We start from the raw sequence: 18,387 nt of genomic DNA on the forward strand, positions 1-18,387 counted from the left end.
CCAAAAGGCCTAACCGCACCGCAGCGGTTAGGCCTTTTATCTTGATCAGTAATTATTTTTTCAAGTTATAGAATGATTTCATGCCTTGGTAAACAGCGGTTTCGCCAAGCTGATCTTCGATGCGAAGCAATTGATTATATTTCGCCACGCGGTCTGTGCGCGAAGGAGCGCCTGTCTTGATTTGACCAGCGTTTGTTGCCACAGCGATATCCGCAATAGTGCTGTCTTCCGTTTCACCGGAACGGTGAGAGATCACCGCTGTGTAGCCTGCGCGTTTCGCCATTTCAATCGCATCAAATGTTTCTGTTAGCGTACCGATTTGGTTCACTTTGATCAAAATCGCGTTGCCAACGCCTTGTTCAATACCTTGAGCTAATTTTTTCGTGTTGGTAACGAATAAGTCGTCGCCGACAAGCTGTACTTTTTTGCCAAGGCGTTCAGTTAATAGTTTATGGCCCGCCCAATCGTTTTCATCCAAGCCGTCTTCAATGGAGATGATTGGATATTTCGATACAAGCTCTTCATACCAAGCCACCATTTCTTCAGATGTTTTGATCACGCCTTCGCCTTCAAGATGATATTTTCCATCTTGTTTATTGTACAGCTCTGAAGAAGCGACATCCATCGCCAGCATCACTTCTTGGCCCGGTTGGTAGCCCGCTTTTTCAATCGCTTCAATAATGGTTTGTAGCGCTTCTTCGTTCGATTTTAAGTTTGGCGCGAATCCGCCCTCATCACCAACGGCTGTATTGTAACCTTTCGCTTTTAATACGGCTTTTAGGCTATGGAAAATCTCTGCCCCCATGCGAAGCGCTTCACGGAAGTTTGGCGCGCCGACAGGCATAATCATAAACTCTTGAATATCGACGTTATTATCCGCATGCGCACCGCCGTTTAAAATGTTCATCATCGGCACAGGCAATGTTTTCGCATTAAATCCGCCGAGATATTGATATAAAGGCACTTCTAAATAATCAGCAGCGGCGCGCGCGACTGCCATCGATACACCTAGGATCGCGTTGGCCCCTAATTTTCCTTTATTTTCTGTACCGTCAAGTTCCATTAACGTTTGGTCAATCCCTACTTGATCGGTTACATCAAAGCCGATAATCGCCGGAGCAATGATTTCATTTACATTTTCTACTGCTTTTAATACACCTTTGCCAAGATAACGGTTTTTGTCGCCGTCGCGCAACTCCACCGCTTCATATTCTCCTGTGGATGCGCCGCTTGGCACTAATGCGCGGCCGAAAGCACCGGATTCTGTATATACTTCTACTTCAATTGTTGGATTTCCGCGCGAGTCTAATACTTCGCGAGCATATACATCAATAATCACTGACATGACAAATCTCTCCTTTTTTCTTATTTTACGATCAAAGTTTTTCCTGTCATTTCTTTTGGTTGTTCTAATCCAAGCAAATCTAGCATCGTTGGCGCTAAATCTCCCAAAATTCCGCCGTCACGAAGCACGATTCCTTTTTTTGTGACAATGACGGGAACTGGATTCGTCGTATGAGCCGTTTGCGGACTTCCATCTGGATTTAAGACCTCATCCGCATTTCCATGATCGGCTGTAATAATCGCCACACCGCCTTTGGCGATGATCGCATCAACGACTTTTCCTAAGCACTCGTCAACAGCCTCGACTGCCCGAATCGTCGGTTCGAGCTTTCCGGAATGGCCGACCATATCCGGATTCGCATAGTTTAAAATGATGGCATCATATTGATCTGCGGCAATTTCTTTTAACAGCGCTTCAGTCACTTCATAGGCGCTCATTTCCGGTTTTAAATCATATGTCGCCACTTTCGGCGAATTGATTAAAATCCGGTCTTCTCCAGGGAATTTTTCCTCGCGTCCGCCGCTCATAAAAAAGGTCACATGCGGATATTTTTCCGTTTCAGCGATGCGCAGCTGTTTTAAACCGTTCTGCGCTATCACTTCTCCAATCGTATTATCGAGATTGGTTGGTTTAAATGCTACGTATCCTTTTACGGTTTCACTGAAATGAGTTAAGCAAACGAAAAATACGTTTTTCGGATGCTTTGGTCCGCGATCGAACGAGCGGAAATCATCATTTGTGAACGTATTAGAAATTTGAATCGCCCGGTCGGGACGGAAATTATAGAAAATCACGGCGTCGTTGTCTTGGATTGTCGCCACAGGTGTTCCATCCTCACGCACCATCACAGACGGCAACACGAACTCGTCGTAAATGCCATGGGCATACGAATCGTCAATACATTCTAATGGATCGCGGTAAGCCGGGCCCTCGCCATAAACCATGACGCGGTATGCTTTTTCAACGCGCTCCCAGCGCTTGTCACGGTCCATCGAATAGTAGCGGCCAGACAATGTCGCAATTTCACCGACTCCCATCTGGGCCATTTGTTCATTTAATTCATGAATGTACTTTTTCGCCGTTTGTGGCCCAACATCTCGGCCATCTAAGAAGCCGTGGATATATACATTTTTCACGCCTTCTTTCGCCGCTAATTTTAATAATGCGTATAAATGGTTGATATGGCTGTGCACACCGCCATCAGACAGAAGACCGAAAAGGTGCAAATTCGTGCCTTTTTCTTTTACATGATTCATTGCGGCTAAAAATGTTTCGTTACGGTCAAATTCTCCTTCACGAATCGCAATATTGACGCGCGTTAAGCTTTGATACACAATCCGGCCAGCGCCAATATTTAAATGGCCGACTTCCGAGTTTCCCATTTGCCCTTCAGGAAGACCGACCGCTTCTCCGCACGCCGTGAGCGTAGCATGAGGATATTCGTTCCAATAGCGGTCAAAATTCGGCTTTTTCGCCTGTGCGACCGCGTTGCCATACGTTTCTTCGCGAAGAGCGAATCCGTCTAAAATAATTAATGCCACAGGTTGTTTACTCATGATGTCCTGCCTCCACTAGCTGCAGAAATGATTGCGGGTCTAAGCTGGCGCCGCCAACTAACGCTCCATCAATGTGCTCTTGCTTTAAAAACTGGCTGATATTATCCGGCTTCACACTGCCGCCATATTGAATGCGAACCGCTTCTGCCACCTCTTGGGAAAATTTTTGCGCAATAGTCGAGCGGATATGGCCGCATACTTCGTTGGCGTCTTCTGCTGTTGAAGATTTGCCGGTGCCGATCGCCCAAATTGGTTCATAAGCGATCACCACTCGCTTTGCTTGCTCCTCCGTTAGTCCTTCGAGCGCTTTTTCCACTTGCGCAGCAACGATATCATTCGTTTTCCCGCTCTCTCGTTCTTCTAATGTTTCACCGCAGCACACAATCGGAATGAGGTCATACTGAAATGCAGCAAGAACTTTTTTATTCACTGTTTCATCGGTTTCCGCAAACATTTCACGGCGCTCGGAATGCCCAATAATGACATATTCGACTCCGAGATCTTGCAGCGCCACCGGGCTAATTTCTCCTGTAAACGCTCCTTTTGCTTCAAAGTGCATATTTTGTGCACCAATTTTTAGATTCGTGCCTTTAGCCGCTGCCACAAGACGTTCTAAAAATAGTGCCGGAACGCAAACAACGGAGTCGACCCGTTCAGAAGAAGGGACGAGCTTTTTGACTTCCTCCGCAAAGCTTACAGCTTCTGCAAGAGTTTTATGCATTTTCCAGTTTCCTGCAATAATCGGCTTACGCATGGCTTTACCTCCTTCTGATTACTTATCATTTAACGCAACCACACCAGGGAGCTGCTTCCCTTCCATAAATTCCAGCGACGCGCCGCCGCCAGTTGAGATATGATCCATTTCTTCAGCCAATCCAAATTTTTCAACAGCTGCCGCGGAATCGCCGCCACCGATGACCGTATATGTACCCTTCGCATCAGCTAGCGCCTGTGCTACTGCTTTCGTTCCTTCGGCAAATGCGTCCATCTCAAATACTCCCATTGGTCCATTCCAAATGACAAGCTTAGATTGCAAAATCACATCGCGATACAGCTCGCGCGTTTTTGGACCGATGTCCAATGCTTCCCAATCGCTTGGAATATTATCAATGCTTACAACTTTTTTGTTTGCGGCATTCGAAAAGTCATCGGCTACGACGGCATCAACCGGCATATAAAATTTTACGCCTTTTTCTTTCGCCTTTTCCATAAATGACTTCGCCAGCTCGATTTTATCTTCTTCGAGCAGCGATTTGCCGATTTCATGACCTAACGCTTTCACAAACGTATAAGCAAGGCCGCCGCCAATGATTAAATGATCGACTTTATCAAGTAAATTTTCAATGACGCCGATTTTGTCTTTCACCTTCGCGCCGCCAATGATGGCAGTAAATGGACGCTCTGGATTGGAAAGTGCTTTGCCAAGCACTTCAATCTCTTTTTCCATTAAAAAGCCTGCCACTGCTGGCAAGTAATGCGCGATTCCTTCTGTGGACGCATGAGCTCTGTGCGCAGCGCCAAAAGCATCATTGACATAGACGTCAGCCAATTCTGCAAAGGCTTGAGCTAGCTCTTGGTCGTTCTTCTCTTCGCCCGGATAGAAGCGAACATTTTCAAGCAGCAGGACATCGCCTTCGTTCATAGCAGCAATGGCCGCTTTTACTTCTTCTCCATAGGCTTCATCTGTCTTCACTACTTTTTTACCAAGCAGCTCGCTTAAGCGTTCCGCCACCGCCGTTAAACGCATTTCTTCTACTACTTTTCCTTTCGGGCGGCCAAGGTGGCTCGCTAAAATCACTTTCGCCCCCTGTTCTGACAAATACTGAATGGTTGGCAATGCAGCGCGAATGCGTGTGTCATCTGTTACGCGTCCATCTTGCATTGGGACATTAAAATCAACTCGGCAAAAAACGCGCTTCCCTTTGACATCCATGTCGCGGACGGTTTTCTTGTTCATGGCAAACGGCCTCCTTCAATGGTTTCTGCATACGAAAGGGAGTGGGGGACTCCCCCCGCTCCCCTCTCCATTTCACTATTATAGACTTGAATGAGCGACTAAGACAAATAGATTTATAAACCTTTTGAGGCAATATATTCAGCTAAGTCTACCACGCGGTTTGAATAGCCTGTTTCGTTATCATACCAAGAAACCACTTTGACCATTTTTCCTTCCATGACCATTGTAGAAAGCGCATCAATCGTAGATGATGCCGGGCTGCCATTATAATCGCGAGAGACAAGCGGTTCTTCGCTGTAAGCAAGAATGCCTTTTAACTCGTTTTCTGCTGCTGCTTTAAGCGCTGCATTTACTTCTTCTACCGTTACTTCTTGTTCAAGCTCAGCTACAAGATCGACAACAGATACATTCGATACTGGCACGCGCATCGCCATACCGTTTAACTTGCCTTTTAGCTCAGGCAAAACAAGGGCCACCGCTTTGGCAGCGCCCGTGCTTGTCGGAATAATCGATTCAGCAGCAGCGCGGGCACGGCGCAAATCTTTATGAGGCAAATCAAGGATTTGCTGGTCGTTGGTATAAGCATGGACCGTTGTCATCATGCCGCGAACGATTCCGAATTTTTCATGAAGCACCTTAGCAAATGGCGCCAAGCAGTTTGTTGTACAAGAAGCATTTGAAATCACATGATGGTTAGCTGGATCGTATTTTTCTTGGTTAACACCCATCACGATGGTAATGTCTTCATTCGTTGCTGGAGCGGAGATAATGACTTTTTTCGCGCCAGCCTCTAAATGCTTCGCGGCATCTTCGCGCTTTGTAAAGCGGCCTGTTGATTCAACAACGATATCAACTCCTAGCTCGCCCCAGCCTAGTTGCGCTGGATCGCGCTCCGCTTTTACAACGATTTCTTTTCCGTTTACGACAAGGTTGTTGCCGTTCACAGAAACTTCGGCGTCTAGTGTGCCGTGAACGGAATCGTATTTTAAAAGATGAGCTAATGTTTTCGCATCTGTTAAGTCATTAACAGCTACGACCTCGATATTCGGATTTTTCAATGCCGCGCGGAATACGTTGCGGCCAATACGTCCAAAACCGTTAATACCTACTTTTACAGCCATTGGTGGTTCCTCCTTCATGATTCAAAAATAGTTATGTTAAGGGATGTGGCTCCCCCGTCAACGCTCTTGCTGCTCCTTCGTCCGTGATTAAAATCGAGCGAGGCGCTTGCTTCATATACGCTTTAATCGCCTTTGCTTTAGAAGCACCGCCAGCAACGGCAATCACATGCTGAACGCGTTTAATGTCTTCAAGCTGAATGCCGATTGTCTGCACCTTATGCACCACTTCGCCCGCTTGATTAAAGTAATATCCAAAAGCCTCAGCCACAGCATGTCTTTGCTTAATTTTTTCCATGTCTTCTCTAGAGGTTTTACGGCGTTCTGCCATCGTGATCGCATCGCCAATTCCATGCACTACGATATTCGATGATTTGATCAGTTGAAGCACTTCTTTGACTGCTGGTTCTTCAATCAGCGACTGATACGCCTCTTGGCTTAGATGGTCAGGCACATGGAGCAAACGGTAATTGCCCATTGCTTTTTCCGCCATTTTGGCACAGATCGTATTCGCTTGATTTTCGACATGCTCTCCTAATCCGCCTCGGGCAGGAACAAATAATATGCCGTGCTGTTTAGGATCTGGCATCATCATATCGGCTACTGCGGCCATTGTCGTTCCGCCGGTCACAGCGACGATACTTTGATCGCTCAGCTTTTCTTTCATGCACGCTACACAAGCTCTTCCCATTTCTTTTTTCACCCAAGGAGAAAGGTCGCTATCTCCAGCAACAATAATGACCTCTTCGACAGGGAGCAAACTTTTTACCTTTTTCTCTAAATCCTTCAAACCGAGCAGTTCCTTCATCACATCTTCCAAAAGATTGAGCAATTCGTCACCATCGGATGTCACGTGCATACCAGATGAAGTGATGGTAATTAAGTTTTGGTCTTTTAGAAATTGTACTTCTGCGCGAAGGACACGTTCGCTCATCCCGATGCTTCCAGACAACGCTCTTCTTCCAATCGGCTGCATCAGCCGAATGTACTGCAAAATGCGATAGCGTTTTTGCATAAACTCAAGAAGATCAGGCAATAATTTTTTCTGTGCATCAATCCATGATCGCAATGTAGTTCCCTTCCCCTTGCATATAATATATGGACACAATACGTCCCGTAGTGACTTATTTTGTCCCGCTTGTGCAAAAAAAATTACTCCTGCCCTCTTTTTTAATTGTAACAGGAGTATGGTAGATGTTCAACTATTCAAGCATTCAAGTAACCGCTTTCTTATAAAATCTTTTTTAATAAGGCCATAGGCCAGCTCTTTCCCGTCCACTTCGACGACCGGAATCATCAGATGGTATCGTTCCAACAACACATCGTCTTGATAAATATCGATTTCTTGAATGGTAAAATGGAGTTCAGTCTGCAATTCAGCTAAAATTTCTTTCGCCTTCTCGCACAAATGGCAATCTTTTTTGGAATAAAGATGGACAATCATCACGTTCACACCTTAATATCGTTTTCGTTTCGCAGATGATGGAATATGCAATTGTTCCCGATACTTGGCCACTGTTCTTCTGGAAATAGCAATTTGGTGCTCTTCGTTTAATAAATCAGCAATTTTTTGATCGGATAAAGGAGCATGTTTATCCTCTGCTTCAATCAATTTTTTAATTAATTCTTTCGTCTTGGCTGCAGATGCTTCTTCGTTATCATTTTCCGCAGAAAGAGAGTTTGTAAAAAAATGGCGAAGCTCTACGGTGCCAAACGGTGTCTGTACATATTTATTCCGAATCACTCGACTGACGGTAGATTCATGAATATTCAGCGCATCGGCAATATCGCGCATTGTTAATGGTCTTAGTGCGGCCAGCCCTTCTTCGAGGCATTGCTTCTGTCTTTCCATGATTTCCTTCACAACAAGAACCAATGTTTGTTTACGTTGTTCTAAGCTTTTTGTCAACCACATAAATTGCCGGTATTTTTCTCTCACAAACCATTCAATTTGTTCGTCCTGCTGATCGGCGACTTTTTTTTCGTAAGCGTGATTCCAAATCACTTCTGGAAGAAACTCATCATTCAGCCACACACATATCTCCCCATCACGCTTTGTGACAATCAAATCCGGCACGATAAAATGCGGATCCGCCGCAGCATAATGACTGCCCGGCCGCGGCTCAAGCGTGCGAATTAAATCCCATATTTCCTGCAAATTCGATATGCTGATTTTCAGCTGCTTCGCAAGCGCTTTCCATGCCTTTTCAACAAACATCGTAAAATAATCAGCTATGACCCGTTCTGCTAGTTCATGGCGAACAGGCAGGCGCTGAAGCTGGATGAGCAGGCATTCTTGCAAACTGCGCGCGCCCACTCCGGCCGGTTCAAGCGATTGCAAAAACTGAATGGCTTCCTCCAGTTCTTCTTCTGATAACGACAACAGGGCCGCGGTTTCTTTCATTTCCATTCGCAAATATCCATCCTCATCAAGTGAAGCAATTAAATAATGCAAAATCTGCCGTCTTTTTGCAGATAACGGAAAAGCGTGAAGCTGGGCTTTTAAATAAGACGCAAGCGTCTCGGAAGATTTCCCGATATTTTCAATCCAATTTCGTGTTTCTCCGTTCCTTGACTGCTTAGGAGTACGAACAAACTTATGATCCTTGATTTCGAGAAAAGGATTTTCTAGAGATTGCTCATGCAAAAAAGAGCGCAATTCAAGCGTTGAATACTGCAGCAATTCAATCGCTTGAGCCAGTTCCTTTGTTAATGAGAGGTGCAAGCGTTGCTCTTGAAACAGCCCCGCTCTCATAATCTCACGCTCCCTTCTTTATTATTGTACATCAACATCCTCAAAACGTATAGGAAATAAAATTTCCGTATATCCGAATCCATTATTTTTATATATATTCGAAAAATCACACAAAAAAGACCTTTCCTGATCGTGGACTGCTGCTATTATGAAGATAGATAACAGGAGCATTTTGGAAAGTATAGGCGGATATTCTTTATAGATGTGGTGAATGTTGTCGATATCCTACACATCGTTGTCAGACTAATGATGTTGCTGATCCATTCAAAACCAATGAACACTGCTTGAATTCTTGTTTTTATCGCTGAAAAACCGATCAGAATCCGACCTTTTACACGAAACATCCCAAATTCATACCAATAAAAGGAACAAGGGAAAGCTCTTTCGCTCTTTTAAATACGACGGGTTCTGGTAATCCTACTTATTACAACATAGGATTAAAAGAGGGTGATTGGGTGATTTACATATATAATGACTACGCTGGAACACATAGCACGGCACTAGCAGCAGCCTACCATTTAAAAAAGCTGCCTTTGGATCGAGAGCTGACGAAAGAAGAAATTTTAAATACGGACTATTTTAACAAACTGACAAAGGATGATTTCGGAAAATTTTTCTTCCACGGAATCGATGAAGATGGAAATTCTGTGTATACCATTGGCAGAAAAAGAAACAAATTAGTCGTTCAAGCATTGGTAAATTTCATTACGTTGCTACAAGAAAAACATAGCCATCACGAAAAGATTATTTTTTCTAATACTTCGCCAACGGTTCCATTTGCCATGACAATGGGAGGGTTTTTTTCAAGAGGATTGCACATCGATTTTATTGGCGTCCCCTTATTAGTTTTAGGTGCCAAACAATGTTGTCATGATATTCTTCGTCTCGTTGAATTTACAAAGCAAATCGGTCAATCGACAGAAAAAAAAGTCGTTGTATTAGAAAATCAAAATTTCAAATAACATCTATCTCTTGGTTATTTTCGTGCCAAAAATGCCCGAAAATAACCATCCTTTTTTCTTCCTGACAAACAGAGAAGAAGCAACCCGTCCGTTTCTCCACTGCTTCTTTATTTGAATCCCCCCTCAACATGTTCTTTGATTTTTCCCAATAAAAAGGGTCCAGCATCCCCATGACGCCTTGCCCGCAAAGAGATTGATTCGTATGTCATCGGCGAAAAGAGTCCCGACAAATGGATTCAACAACGCCGGAACTGTCTCATGCAAAATTTTTTCAAAAACGGCAGGATTTTTTCAGATTTTAGAAAAATAAAAAACGACCGCAAATGCAGTCGTATCAAGGAGCTGTGGAAATTTAATCCGAACCGGTAGGATAGTTGGAACGCCCTCGGCAGGATTCGAACCCACGCTAAGAGAACCGGAATCTCTCGTGCTATCCACTACACTACGAGGGCATGATTGGTTAGCCGCATGTTCCATTATAATGAAGAACGTTTTTTTTTGCAAGAGGAAAATATGCTATGGAAATAAGAAGCAAGATTGATTCATTATAGAAAAAACAAGTCCATAGATTTGTGTCTTCGGCCGCCGACCTCTCAGCTATCGTTTAAGCTGCGTTTATATCGGGCAAAACGCTTACTAACAGATGAACTTCCCCCCTTCACTCCGTTTAAAGGAGGGAGACTTCTCGGTGGATATGTTAAAAATTTAAAATCTATTTTCTTCAGCAATACGTCTGTTTAAAAAACAAAAAAGCGGATATGCTGAAAAAAGGGATATCGGAACAGAATAGCGAATAAATAAAATTATGAGGAGAAGGCAAAACGCTTTTTGTTTGACCTTCATTGACCAATTATGTATCATAGAAATACATATGATTTTAATTGACTGGTAAAGGAGGAAAACTCATGAATTTAATTCCTACAGTGATTGAGCAAACAAGCCGCGGTGAACGCGCATATGACATTTACTCCCGCTTGCTTAAAGACCGCATCATTATTTTAGGTAGTGCCATCGATGACCATGTCGCGAACTCCATTGTTTCCCAGCTTTTATTCTTAGCAGCGGAAGATCCGGAAAAAGATATTTCCCTTTATATTAACAGCCCTGGTGGTTCGATTACAGCCGGAATGGCCATTTATGACACGATGCAGTTTATTAAGCCAGATGTTTCGACCATTTGCATTGGAATGGCAGCATCAATGGGGGCGTTCCTGCTTTCTGCTGGCGCAAAAGGAAAGCGCTTTGCTCTTCCAAACAGTGAAATCATGATCCATCAGCCTTTGGGAGGAGCGCAAGGTCAAGCTACTGATATCGAGATTGCCGCTAAACGCATCTTGTTCTTACGCGATAAGCTGAATCGCATTTTGGCAGAAAATACAGGCCAGCCAATCGAGATCATCGAGCGCGATACAGACCGCGATAACTTTATGACGGCGGAAAAAGCAAAAGAATATGGTTTAATCGACCGCGTGTTGGCACGCGTTGACGAAAAATAATCCGGACAGCCAGTAGTAGACAAAGTCAAAACAGACTTTGTCTACTACTATTTTAAAAACGTTTGGCTGAAAAATGCGGACAGCCAATCTGAAAATATGAAGGCTGTTCTTTTCCGTAAAGAACAGCCTTTTCCTTTATGCATCGAATGAATCTCGGACAAAGTGCGGTTTGAGCATCCTGAACGAGTCGCTCTCTCCCAGCCATTCCTGCAGCCTCTTACTATCCTTCTTTTTGCACATATTTTGTCAATGCTTCAATCGCTTCTTGTTCATCCGGTCCATCAGCGATTAATGTAATGACAGACCTGGAGCTGATCGCTAGGCTCATCAGACCCATGATGCTTTTGGCATTGACTTTTTTTCCATCTTTTTTAATAAAAAGATCCGATGAGAAGCGGTTCGCTTCCTGAACAAAAAGTGCAGCTGGACGCGCTTGCAATCCAGTTTTCAACAACACTTCCACCTGTTTTTCCACCATATTCCTTCCTCCCCTTTTCCTGATTTTATTTATGGAAGTCTACAGGCTGTCCTGCCCGCAGCTTTTCAGCAATCTCATCGATTTTCCGCAAGCGATGGTTAATGCCCGACTTGCTAATTTTCCCCCCTGAAACCATTTCACCTAATTCTTTTAATGTAACATCTTGATATGTTACTCGTAATTCTGCAATTTCTCGAAGCTTATCTGGAAGTGCGCTTAAACCAATGGTTTCATCAATGTAGCGAATGTTTTCTACTTGACGAATCGCGGCGCCAATCGTTTTATTTAAATTAGCCGTTTCACAATTGACAAGGCGGTTGACCGAGTTTCGCATATCGCGGACAATCCGAACATCCTCAAAGCGCAGCAAAGCCTGATGAGCGCCAATAATATTAAGAAACTCTGAAATTTTTTCTGCCTCTTTTAAATACGTAATAAACCCCTTTTTGCGTTCCAACGTTTTCGCATGCAGCCCAAAATGGCTGTTCATTAATTCACATAACGAGTTGTTATGATCTTTGTCCAGTGAAAAAATCTCTAAATGGTAGGAAGAGGTTTCGGGATTATTAACCGATCCGCCAGCAAGAAAAGCGCCTCGCAAATAAGAACGCTTGCAGCATTTTTTCTTGATCAATTCTGGAGAGATGACCCGAACAAACGAAAAAGATTCCTCCAAGATTTTTAAATCCTCAAGTAATTCGCGCGCTCCTTCGACAATTCGAACGATGTAAACATTGTTTTTCTTTAAGCGCATTTTTTTCCGGACAAGCAGTTCAACGGTAACGGTGTATCCTTTTTTCATTAGCGTATAAATGCGCCGGGCGATGGCCGCGTTTTCCGTTTGGACATCAATGGTAAGCTTGCGATTGGAAAAAGACAGCGAGCCATTCATGCGCAAAAGGGCTGATAATTCTGCTTTTAAGCAACAGTCTTTGACATCTAAATTCGTTAGCTCTTTTTTCGTCTCTGACGCAAACGACAACCTACTCACCTCCATGCTTCATGATTTTTTCAAAGGATAAAGGAGGTGCGTGCGACTCTAGCACGTTTCTAAAAGTGAAACGAGCAGCGCTGCCACCTTTTTTGTATCATGGCGTATCACGCGATCTTCATACTTTACAATATGATCGCGGATAATGGTTATTCCCAGCTCCGTTAGCTTTTCTAAATCTTCCTTGACAGGTTCGGACAGCTCTTCCGCATAACGCTGCTGAATATCCTTAGGAATTTCTCCGCTATTGACAAGAATCATATCCAAAAAAGCACACTCCATATGATCATACAGCGCTTTCACATGGTCGCTTGCTGTATAATGCAATGTTTCGCCGGCTTGGGTCATGACATTGCATACATAAACTTTTTTAGCTTTTGCCTCGCATACCTCTTGACCGATTTTCGGCACTAACAAATTAGGCAAAATACTTGTATATAAGCTTCCAGGGCCGAGCACAATCAAATCAGCCTGACGAATTTCATGCAGTGCTTCTTCAAGCGGTTCAATCTGTTCTGGAGTTAAAAAAACTCTTTTGATTTTTTTTCCAGAGTACGGGATTTTCGATTCTCCAGAAACGATGGTCCCGTCTTCCATTTCCGCATGAAGAACTACGCTTTTATTCGCTGCCGGCAATACCTTGCCTCGCACATTCAACACTTTGCTCATTTCACGAATGGCTTTAACAAAATCTCCAGTAATGGAGGTCATCGCAGCTAAAATTAAGTTGCCTACTGAATGGCCCGACAATCCGTTTCCGTTTTGGAAGCGATGCTGAAACAATTCAACGACGAGCGGCTCGACATCTGAAAGTGCAGCTAGAACATTGCGAATATCACCTGGCGGCGGAATATCAAGTTCATCCCGCAAACGGCCTGAACTTCCTCCATCATCTGCTACAGTCACAATCGCAGTAATATCGACATCATATTGCTTCAGCCCTCTCAACAGCACAGGCAAACCGGTTCCGCCACCAATAATAACGATCTTCGGATCAATCTTTTTACTCATAGATGCTTTTCCTTTCGTCTTTCCATATCTCGATGAGACACATGCGTCTTATAATCAGCCGAAAAATGTTGAGCAAGATATTCAGCAAGCGCTACTGAACGGTGCTGGCCTCCTGTGCAGCCGATTGCAATGACGAGCTGGCTCTTTCCCTCCCGCTTATAGTGCGGCAGCATAAACGTCAATAGGTCAATCGTTTTCTCAAGAAACTTTTGCGTTTCGTTCCATTTCAGTACATATGAGGACACTTCCTCGTCCTTCCCTGTCTTAGGTCGCATATGTTCAATGTAATGCGGATTCGGCAAAAACCGGACATCAAAGACTAAATCGGCATCAATAGGCAAGCCGTATTTAAAGCCAAATGACACAATATGAACCGTAAAGGTTTGATGTGTGTGTGAAGAAAATTGCTTTAAGATCTTTTCGCGCAGCTCCCTTGGTTTTAAGTCAGAGGTATCATAGATGATTTGCGCTCGTCCCTTTAGCTCCTCCAGTATTTCTCTTTCCAACCGTATGCCCTCAAGCGGCAAGCCATTGGACGCAAGCGGATGAGTGCGCCGCGTTTCTTTATACCGAGCAACTAGTGTAGAATCTCTCGCATCGAGAAATAAAATTTGTGGTGTCACCCATGACCACTCCGATAAATCATCAAGTGCCGCCAATAATTTATCAAAAAAATCGCGGCTGCGCAGATCCATCACTAACGCAATTTTATTAATTTTATTCCCCGATTCCTTCATTAGCTCTAAAAATTTTGGCAGCAAGGTTGGTGGCAAGTTATCGACACAAAAAAACCCCAAATCTTCAAAGCTTTGAATGGCCACCGTTTTTCCCGCTCCCGACATTCCAGTGATAATGACCATTTGTATGTCGTTGGTTGAACCTGTACTCATCTTCATCCTCTCCCCTTAGCTTGGGTCTAATCGATACGAAAGCAGTTGGAAATCTTCTGTATAAATAAACGAACCATAGATCATGCCAGAGCCCTTTAACATATAATCTAAAATATGACGATCTCCCGGTGCCATCGGGAGTTGGTGAATCGTTTCCACAGGGTGCCATTCAAGCTTCCCTTCCTCACAGTAAGGCACATGTTCGCCATCAAACTGATCCGCAAAAAACGTAAACATCATCCACTCCGAAACAATTCGCTCCTGATCCTTGATCACAATGGTAAATACCCCTTTTAATTCGGGGCTTTTCAAATAAATGCCCGTCTCTTCCCGATATTCTCGAATACATGCTTCGCGAATCGTTTCACCTTGCTCCATCTTTCCTCCAGGAGCAACCCACCAGCCTCGGCGCGGTTTTTGCAGCAACAAAATTTTCCCATCATTAACCAAAACACAATTTGTTACGCGTTGCAACACGTTCACCTCAACATTACTCAATACAGTTTACTTTATTATACTATTTCTGGCGATATGGTGCTAGTTGCATATCGGCCGTATATCGCAATAGGAGCGCGATGATGAATCTGTGAGATCAGCCGGCTCCGACTATTTTTGCTTCATACCCTTTGTATCTTGCGACAGCAAAAAAAGAGGCACGGGAAGTACCCATGCCATACACGGAAATTTATATAAAAGGGGGTCAATTACTTTACCTTTAGCATACAGGAAAATTATTTCATTTGTGTTACAGTGCGGTTAAACATCCATTACGGTTTCGTTAAGTGATTATTTCACTTTTAGCGACTCTTTTAGCTCCTCTACGTAATGCTGTGCACTTTGCGCCGCAATGCTTCCGTCCCCTGTCGCCGTTACAATTTGCCGCAGCGATTTTTCACGGACATCGCCCGCCGCAAAAATTCCGGCTATTTTTGTTTCCATATGTTCGTTTGTTTCAATATAGCCATTTTCGTTTGTAATGCCAAGGCTGACAAATGGCTTCGAAAGCGGCAGCATACCGATATAAACAAACACGCCATCACATGAAAACTCCCGCTCTTCTCCTGTTTGTGTATGGACAAGCGTGACTCCGCCCACTTTTCCGTCTTTTTCATGAATTTGCTTAACTGTATGATTCCAGATAAAATCGATTTTTTCATTAGCAAATGCACGGTCTTGTAAGATTTTTTGCGCCCGCAGCTGATCGCGGCGATGCACGATCGTAACCTTGCTAGCAAAACGAGTTAAATATACGCCCTCTTCCACTGCGGAATCGCCTCCGCCCACAACAACAAGCTCTTTTCCGCGGAAAAAGGCGCCATCACATACGGCGCAATAAGAAACGCCGCGGCCGCTCAGCTCTGCCTCCCCAGGAACACCTAGCTTTTTATACTCCGCTCCTGTCGCAATAATCACCGCATGCGCTTTATATTGTTTATTTCCGACCACAACGGTTTTGTGCTCTTGGCCATCAATCACTTCTTTTACGTCACCGTAAGCATACTCTGCTCCAAATTTTTTGGCATGTTCAAACATCTTCGTTGCTAATTCTGGTCCCAAAATATGTTCATAACCTGGATAGTTTTCTACATCCTCCGTATTGGCCATTTGGCCGCCTGGAACTCCGCGCTCAATCATCAGCGTCGACATGTTCGCTCTAGATGTGTAGACAGCGGCTGTCATTCCGGCCGGTCCCGCCCCAATAATAATGACATCATAAATTTTTTCTTCTGACACAGCGTCCACTCCTTTACGCGCTACTTACCTGCTTATTATTTCCTTACTTTTATCGTATATAAGTCCTGAATAAACGTCTATTAATTTGCTCATTATAACCATTTTCGAACTTGTTTTACATATTTTTGAACAGTGGATAACGAAATACTGTACTTTTCTCCGATTCCTTTTTGTGTCACGGATTCGCCCTGATTTCGCCTCCATACATATTCAATCGCTGCCGCCCATGCTTGATAATTGGAGAAGTTTCGCAGCACATCCACCGCATTGGCGAACACATGAAACCAAGCGATATACATTTTTTCATCTGCTAACACATTTTTTTCCCATAATTCATCCATTACGGCGTAGGCGTCTACGATATACAATGGGGCCACTGCTTGCGCTGGAAGCAAAATATAATCAATAAATTCCCGGACAAGCCAATGCTGTTCCATTGTCTCTCTTACATGGATATACGCTTTCACTTCATCCGCATTCAATGATTTGCTGATGACATATAATCCATAAAGCACTTCAGCAATATTCGCTCCGTTCATCCACCGCTTAATTTTTTCTTCAAACACTCCCCACGGCTCTTGCCCTTTCTTATCAGGGCTCAGATCGATTACTTTTTCCCACGCTGTTTTGGCTAAACGGGCATGACCGGTATAATAAGCAGAATAGGCGAGCCAATAATAAAATAAAAAATCACCATGAAACCGCATTTTATACAAATGGTGAAGCCATTTAAAAGCAAGGTCAAAACGTCCGACAAGCGCGAATGTAGCGCCAAGCTTATAGCGCTGATCAATGAGAAACGGATGCACACAGGCTAATTCCTCTGTCAAGCGGGCGACCTCTGCTTCATCCTGCAAGTAATGAAAAAACACAAGCCGATTGCAAAGTGCATGCAGGTTGCCAGGATTTTTTTCAAGCACTTCATTAATAACGCTCTGTGCTTTTTCAGCATTTCCCATATAAAAATAAGCTAATGCCAAATTATTGTATGCGGACCAAAATTCCGGGTATTCAGCAACCATCGCTTCCAACACTTCAATTGCTGCCGGAAAATCCCCTTTTTCCAGTAACGAGCGCGCTTTTTCTTGTTTTACGATCAAATCCTCTTGACTGATAAACTCATCATCTTCATATTCGATGCTTAAAAGCTCTATTAAATCTTCAATCTCTTCCAAAAATTCACCATCCGGTTCACGCTCTAAATAGGTTTGCGCATGATTCATCGCCTCGCGAAATAGACCAAGATGAGCATAATTATGAGCTAAAAAATAAAAGCATTCACTCATTTCGGGATCAAGCTCATGAACAACGGTCAGAAACAGCTGATTAGATGCTTGATATTCACCTAACTCCGTCAATACAACCGCAAGCTGAAAAGCAAACATCGCTTCTTGACCATTCAATTGCACAGCCCGCTCCAAATATTTTTTCGCTCGCGCCAAATCGCCACGTTTATAAGCAATTAACCCTTTTTTAAAGTAGTACTCTCCGCTTTGCACAAACGGAATGACCTTCGCTGCTGATCGTTTTCGTTTTAATTGTTTTCCCATCTAGTCCTCCATGTTCCGCTGAATTCACCGAAAAGAAGTATAACATATTCTCTTAAAACTGTATAAGCGATATAAGCTGAATTTTTGTTTTATTATCCATTCCTGAAGAATTGACACAATAAAGCTGCTCCAAAAGAGAAGAGCCTCATTTTTTCAGGATCCGGAGTTGCCTTATCATGCGAATATAGGAGAAACACTCAACAATTCAAAAAACAACCCTCACATCAAATGATATAGATCACAAATGTTGATGATCCATTATTTTACTAAAAACATGGAATGATCGAGCTAGCTAGAAAGAGGCTTTTCCCGCCAGATGCATGCCCAGTCGGCAAGCGATGGCTTGCCGATTATGGCAGAAAAGCTAGGAATCAAGCAAGGTCAATTGTTTTTTATTGGACAAGCAACACACTTGGGGTTGTTTATTTTTTCTTCAGAATGCAGCCGGTGATTAGCCAATCATCATTCATCTCCTCGAGAGAGTCCGATCTTTTCAACTGCGGGGCTCTGAACTAAGGAAGTGTGAAAAGCCATCTATTGACAG

Annotated in this window: 18 protein-coding genes and 1 tRNA gene; 3 read left to right on the plus strand and 16 right to left on the minus strand. The window is 43.6% G+C overall.

Features of this window, described 5'->3' with window-relative positions:
- Positions 1–52: 52 nt before the first annotated feature.
- The 8 genes from eno to rpoN all read right to left on the minus strand — a co-directional run bounded on the left by eno (position 53) and on the right by rpoN (position 8,731).
- Complete coding sequence (gene eno / locus GRQ40_RS16155) at positions 53–1,345, minus strand: phosphopyruvate hydratase (protein ID WP_044741431.1); 1,293 nt, start codon at positions 1,343–1,345, stop codon at positions 53–55.
- Between the two features lie 20 nt (positions 1,346–1,365).
- The gene (gpmI, locus tag GRQ40_RS16160) at positions 1,366–2,901 is read right to left on the minus strand and encodes a 2,3-bisphosphoglycerate-independent phosphoglycerate mutase (protein WP_159720369.1); all 1,536 of its coding nucleotides are present in this window, start codon (positions 2,899–2,901) and stop codon (positions 1,366–1,368) included.
- The gene (gene tpiA, locus GRQ40_RS16165) at positions 2,894–3,655 is read right to left on the minus strand and encodes a triose-phosphate isomerase (protein ID WP_159720370.1); all 762 of its coding nucleotides are present in this window, start codon (positions 3,653–3,655) and stop codon (positions 2,894–2,896) included. Before tpiA ends, gpmI begins: the two co-directional genes overlap by 8 nt.
- 18 nt (positions 3,656–3,673) lie before the next feature.
- Positions 3,674–4,858, minus strand: coding sequence for a phosphoglycerate kinase (pgk, locus tag GRQ40_RS16170; RefSeq protein ID WP_080860078.1), 1,185 nt, complete (start codon positions 4,856–4,858; stop codon positions 3,674–3,676).
- A gap of 113 nt (positions 4,859–4,971) precedes the next feature.
- Positions 4,972–5,979: a type I glyceraldehyde-3-phosphate dehydrogenase gene (gene gap, locus GRQ40_RS16175; protein WP_066149730.1), complete on the minus strand. Its 1,008-nt coding sequence runs from the start codon at positions 5,977–5,979 to the stop codon at positions 4,972–4,974.
- A 31-nt stretch (positions 5,980–6,010) separates the two neighbouring features.
- Positions 6,011–7,045, minus strand: coding sequence for a sugar-binding transcriptional regulator (locus GRQ40_RS16180; protein WP_044741436.1), 1,035 nt, complete (start codon positions 7,043–7,045; stop codon positions 6,011–6,013).
- A 129-nt stretch (positions 7,046–7,174) separates the two neighbouring features.
- Complete coding sequence (locus GRQ40_RS16185) at positions 7,175–7,420, minus strand: glutaredoxin family protein (protein ID WP_066149727.1); 246 nt, start codon at positions 7,418–7,420, stop codon at positions 7,175–7,177.
- 12 nt (positions 7,421–7,432) lie between these two features.
- The gene (gene rpoN, locus GRQ40_RS16190) at positions 7,433–8,731 is read right to left on the minus strand and encodes an RNA polymerase factor sigma-54 (RefSeq protein WP_066149724.1); all 1,299 of its coding nucleotides are present in this window, start codon (positions 8,729–8,731) and stop codon (positions 7,433–7,435) included.
- Between the two features lie 455 nt (positions 8,732–9,186).
- On the opposite strand from rpoN, the gene GRQ40_RS16195 reads away from it, so the two are divergent.
- Positions 9,187–9,693, plus strand: a complete 507-nt coding sequence (locus tag GRQ40_RS16195; protein ID WP_044741439.1) for a DUF3189 family protein — start codon at positions 9,187–9,189, stop codon at positions 9,691–9,693.
- Positions 9,694–10,073: 380 nt separating this feature from the next.
- Here GRQ40_RS16195 and GRQ40_RS16200 read toward each other — a convergent pair.
- A tRNA-Arg gene (locus GRQ40_RS16200) sits at positions 10,074–10,145 on the minus strand.
- A 453-nt stretch (positions 10,146–10,598) separates the two neighbouring features.
- Here GRQ40_RS16200 and clpP point away from each other — a divergent pair.
- On the plus strand, positions 10,599–11,189 hold the full coding sequence (clpP, locus tag GRQ40_RS16205; protein WP_044741440.1) for an ATP-dependent Clp endopeptidase proteolytic subunit ClpP: 591 nt from the start codon (positions 10,599–10,601) through the stop codon (positions 11,187–11,189).
- Between the two features lie 220 nt (positions 11,190–11,409).
- On the opposite strand, the gene GRQ40_RS16210 is transcribed toward clpP, so the two are convergent.
- The 7 genes from GRQ40_RS16210 to GRQ40_RS16240 all read right to left on the minus strand — a co-directional run bounded on the left by GRQ40_RS16210 (position 11,410) and on the right by GRQ40_RS16240 (position 17,843).
- Positions 11,410–11,667, minus strand: a complete 258-nt coding sequence (locus GRQ40_RS16210; RefSeq protein WP_044741441.1) for an HPr family phosphocarrier protein — start codon at positions 11,665–11,667, stop codon at positions 11,410–11,412.
- A gap of 25 nt (positions 11,668–11,692) precedes the next feature.
- Positions 11,693–12,649 (minus strand): DNA-binding protein WhiA, encoded by a 957-nt coding sequence (gene whiA / locus GRQ40_RS16215; protein ID WP_044741442.1) that lies wholly within the window; start codon positions 12,647–12,649, stop codon positions 11,693–11,695.
- A gap of 57 nt (positions 12,650–12,706) precedes the next feature.
- Positions 12,707–13,669 (minus strand): gluconeogenesis factor YvcK family protein, encoded by a 963-nt coding sequence (gene yvcK, locus GRQ40_RS16220; protein ID WP_044741443.1) that lies wholly within the window; start codon positions 13,667–13,669, stop codon positions 12,707–12,709.
- Positions 13,666–14,559 carry an RNase adapter RapZ gene (gene rapZ / locus GRQ40_RS16225; protein WP_066149716.1) on the minus strand — a complete coding sequence of 298 codons (894 nt, stop codon included), beginning with the start codon at positions 14,557–14,559 and terminating at the stop codon, positions 13,666–13,668. Before rapZ ends, yvcK begins: the two co-directional genes overlap by 4 nt.
- 15 nt (positions 14,560–14,574) lie before the next feature.
- Positions 14,575–15,033: an 8-oxo-dGTP diphosphatase gene (locus GRQ40_RS16230; protein ID WP_066149713.1), complete on the minus strand. Its 459-nt coding sequence runs from the start codon at positions 15,031–15,033 to the stop codon at positions 14,575–14,577.
- Between the two features lie 312 nt (positions 15,034–15,345).
- Entirely contained in the window at positions 15,346–16,293 is a 948-nt protein-coding gene (gene trxB, locus GRQ40_RS16235; RefSeq protein WP_080860070.1) for a thioredoxin-disulfide reductase, read from the minus strand.
- A gap of 92 nt (positions 16,294–16,385) precedes the next feature.
- Positions 16,386–17,843, minus strand: coding sequence for a tetratricopeptide repeat protein (locus GRQ40_RS16240; RefSeq protein ID WP_159720371.1), 1,458 nt, complete (start codon positions 17,841–17,843; stop codon positions 16,386–16,388).
- Between the two features lie 316 nt (positions 17,844–18,159).
- Here GRQ40_RS16240 and GRQ40_RS18815 point away from each other — a divergent pair, with 316 nt between their 5' ends.
- Complete coding sequence (locus tag GRQ40_RS18815; RefSeq protein WP_255357513.1) at positions 18,160–18,294, plus strand: hypothetical protein; 135 nt, start codon at positions 18,160–18,162, stop codon at positions 18,292–18,294.
- The last annotated feature ends 93 nt before the right edge of the window (positions 18,295–18,387 follow it).

Origin of the sequence: Anoxybacillus sp. PDR2, assembly GCF_009834045.1 — a bacterium.
Lineage (GTDB): Bacteria > Bacillota > Bacilli > Bacillales > Anoxybacillaceae > Anoxybacteroides > Anoxybacteroides rupiense.

What these genes read in the sequence shown, in the direction of transcription:
- eno (WP_044741431.1), bottom strand. Translation starts at nt 1,345, where the DNA reads ATGTCAGTGATTATTGATGTATATGCTCGCGAAGTATTAGACTCGCGC.
- gpmI (WP_159720369.1), bottom strand. Translation starts at nt 2,901, where the DNA reads ATGAGTAAACAACCTGTGGCATTAATTATTTTAGACGGATTCGCTCTT.
- tpiA (WP_159720370.1), bottom strand. Translation starts at nt 3,655, where the DNA reads ATGCGTAAGCCGATTATTGCAGGAAACTGGAAAATGCATAAAACTCTT.
- pgk (WP_080860078.1), bottom strand. Translation starts at nt 4,858, where the DNA reads ATGAACAAGAAAACCGTCCGCGACATGGATGTCAAAGGGAAGCGCGTT.
- gap (WP_066149730.1), bottom strand. Translation starts at nt 5,979, where the DNA reads ATGGCTGTAAAAGTAGGTATTAACGGTTTTGGACGTATTGGCCGCAAC.
- GRQ40_RS16185 (WP_066149727.1), bottom strand. Translation starts at nt 7,420, where the DNA reads ATGATTGTCCATCTTTATTCCAAAAAAGATTGCCATTTGTGCGAGAAG.
- rpoN (WP_066149724.1), bottom strand. Translation starts at nt 8,731, where the DNA reads ATGAGAGCGGGGCTGTTTCAAGAGCAACGCTTGCACCTCTCATTAACA.
- clpP (WP_044741440.1), top strand. Translation starts at nt 10,599, where the DNA reads ATGAATTTAATTCCTACAGTGATTGAGCAAACAAGCCGCGGTGAACGC.
- GRQ40_RS16210 (WP_044741441.1), bottom strand. Translation starts at nt 11,667, where the DNA reads ATGGTGGAAAAACAGGTGGAAGTGTTGTTGAAAACTGGATTGCAAGCG.
- yvcK (WP_044741443.1), bottom strand. Translation starts at nt 13,669, where the DNA reads ATGAGTAAAAAGATTGATCCGAAGATCGTTATTATTGGTGGCGGAACC.
- rapZ (WP_066149716.1), bottom strand. Translation starts at nt 14,559, where the DNA reads ATGAGTACAGGTTCAACCAACGACATACAAATGGTCATTATCACTGGA.
- GRQ40_RS16240 (WP_159720371.1), bottom strand. Translation starts at nt 17,843, where the DNA reads ATGGGAAAACAATTAAAACGAAAACGATCAGCAGCGAAGGTCATTCCG.
- GRQ40_RS18815 (WP_255357513.1), top strand. Translation starts at nt 18,160, where the DNA reads ATGCATGCCCAGTCGGCAAGCGATGGCTTGCCGATTATGGCAGAAAAG.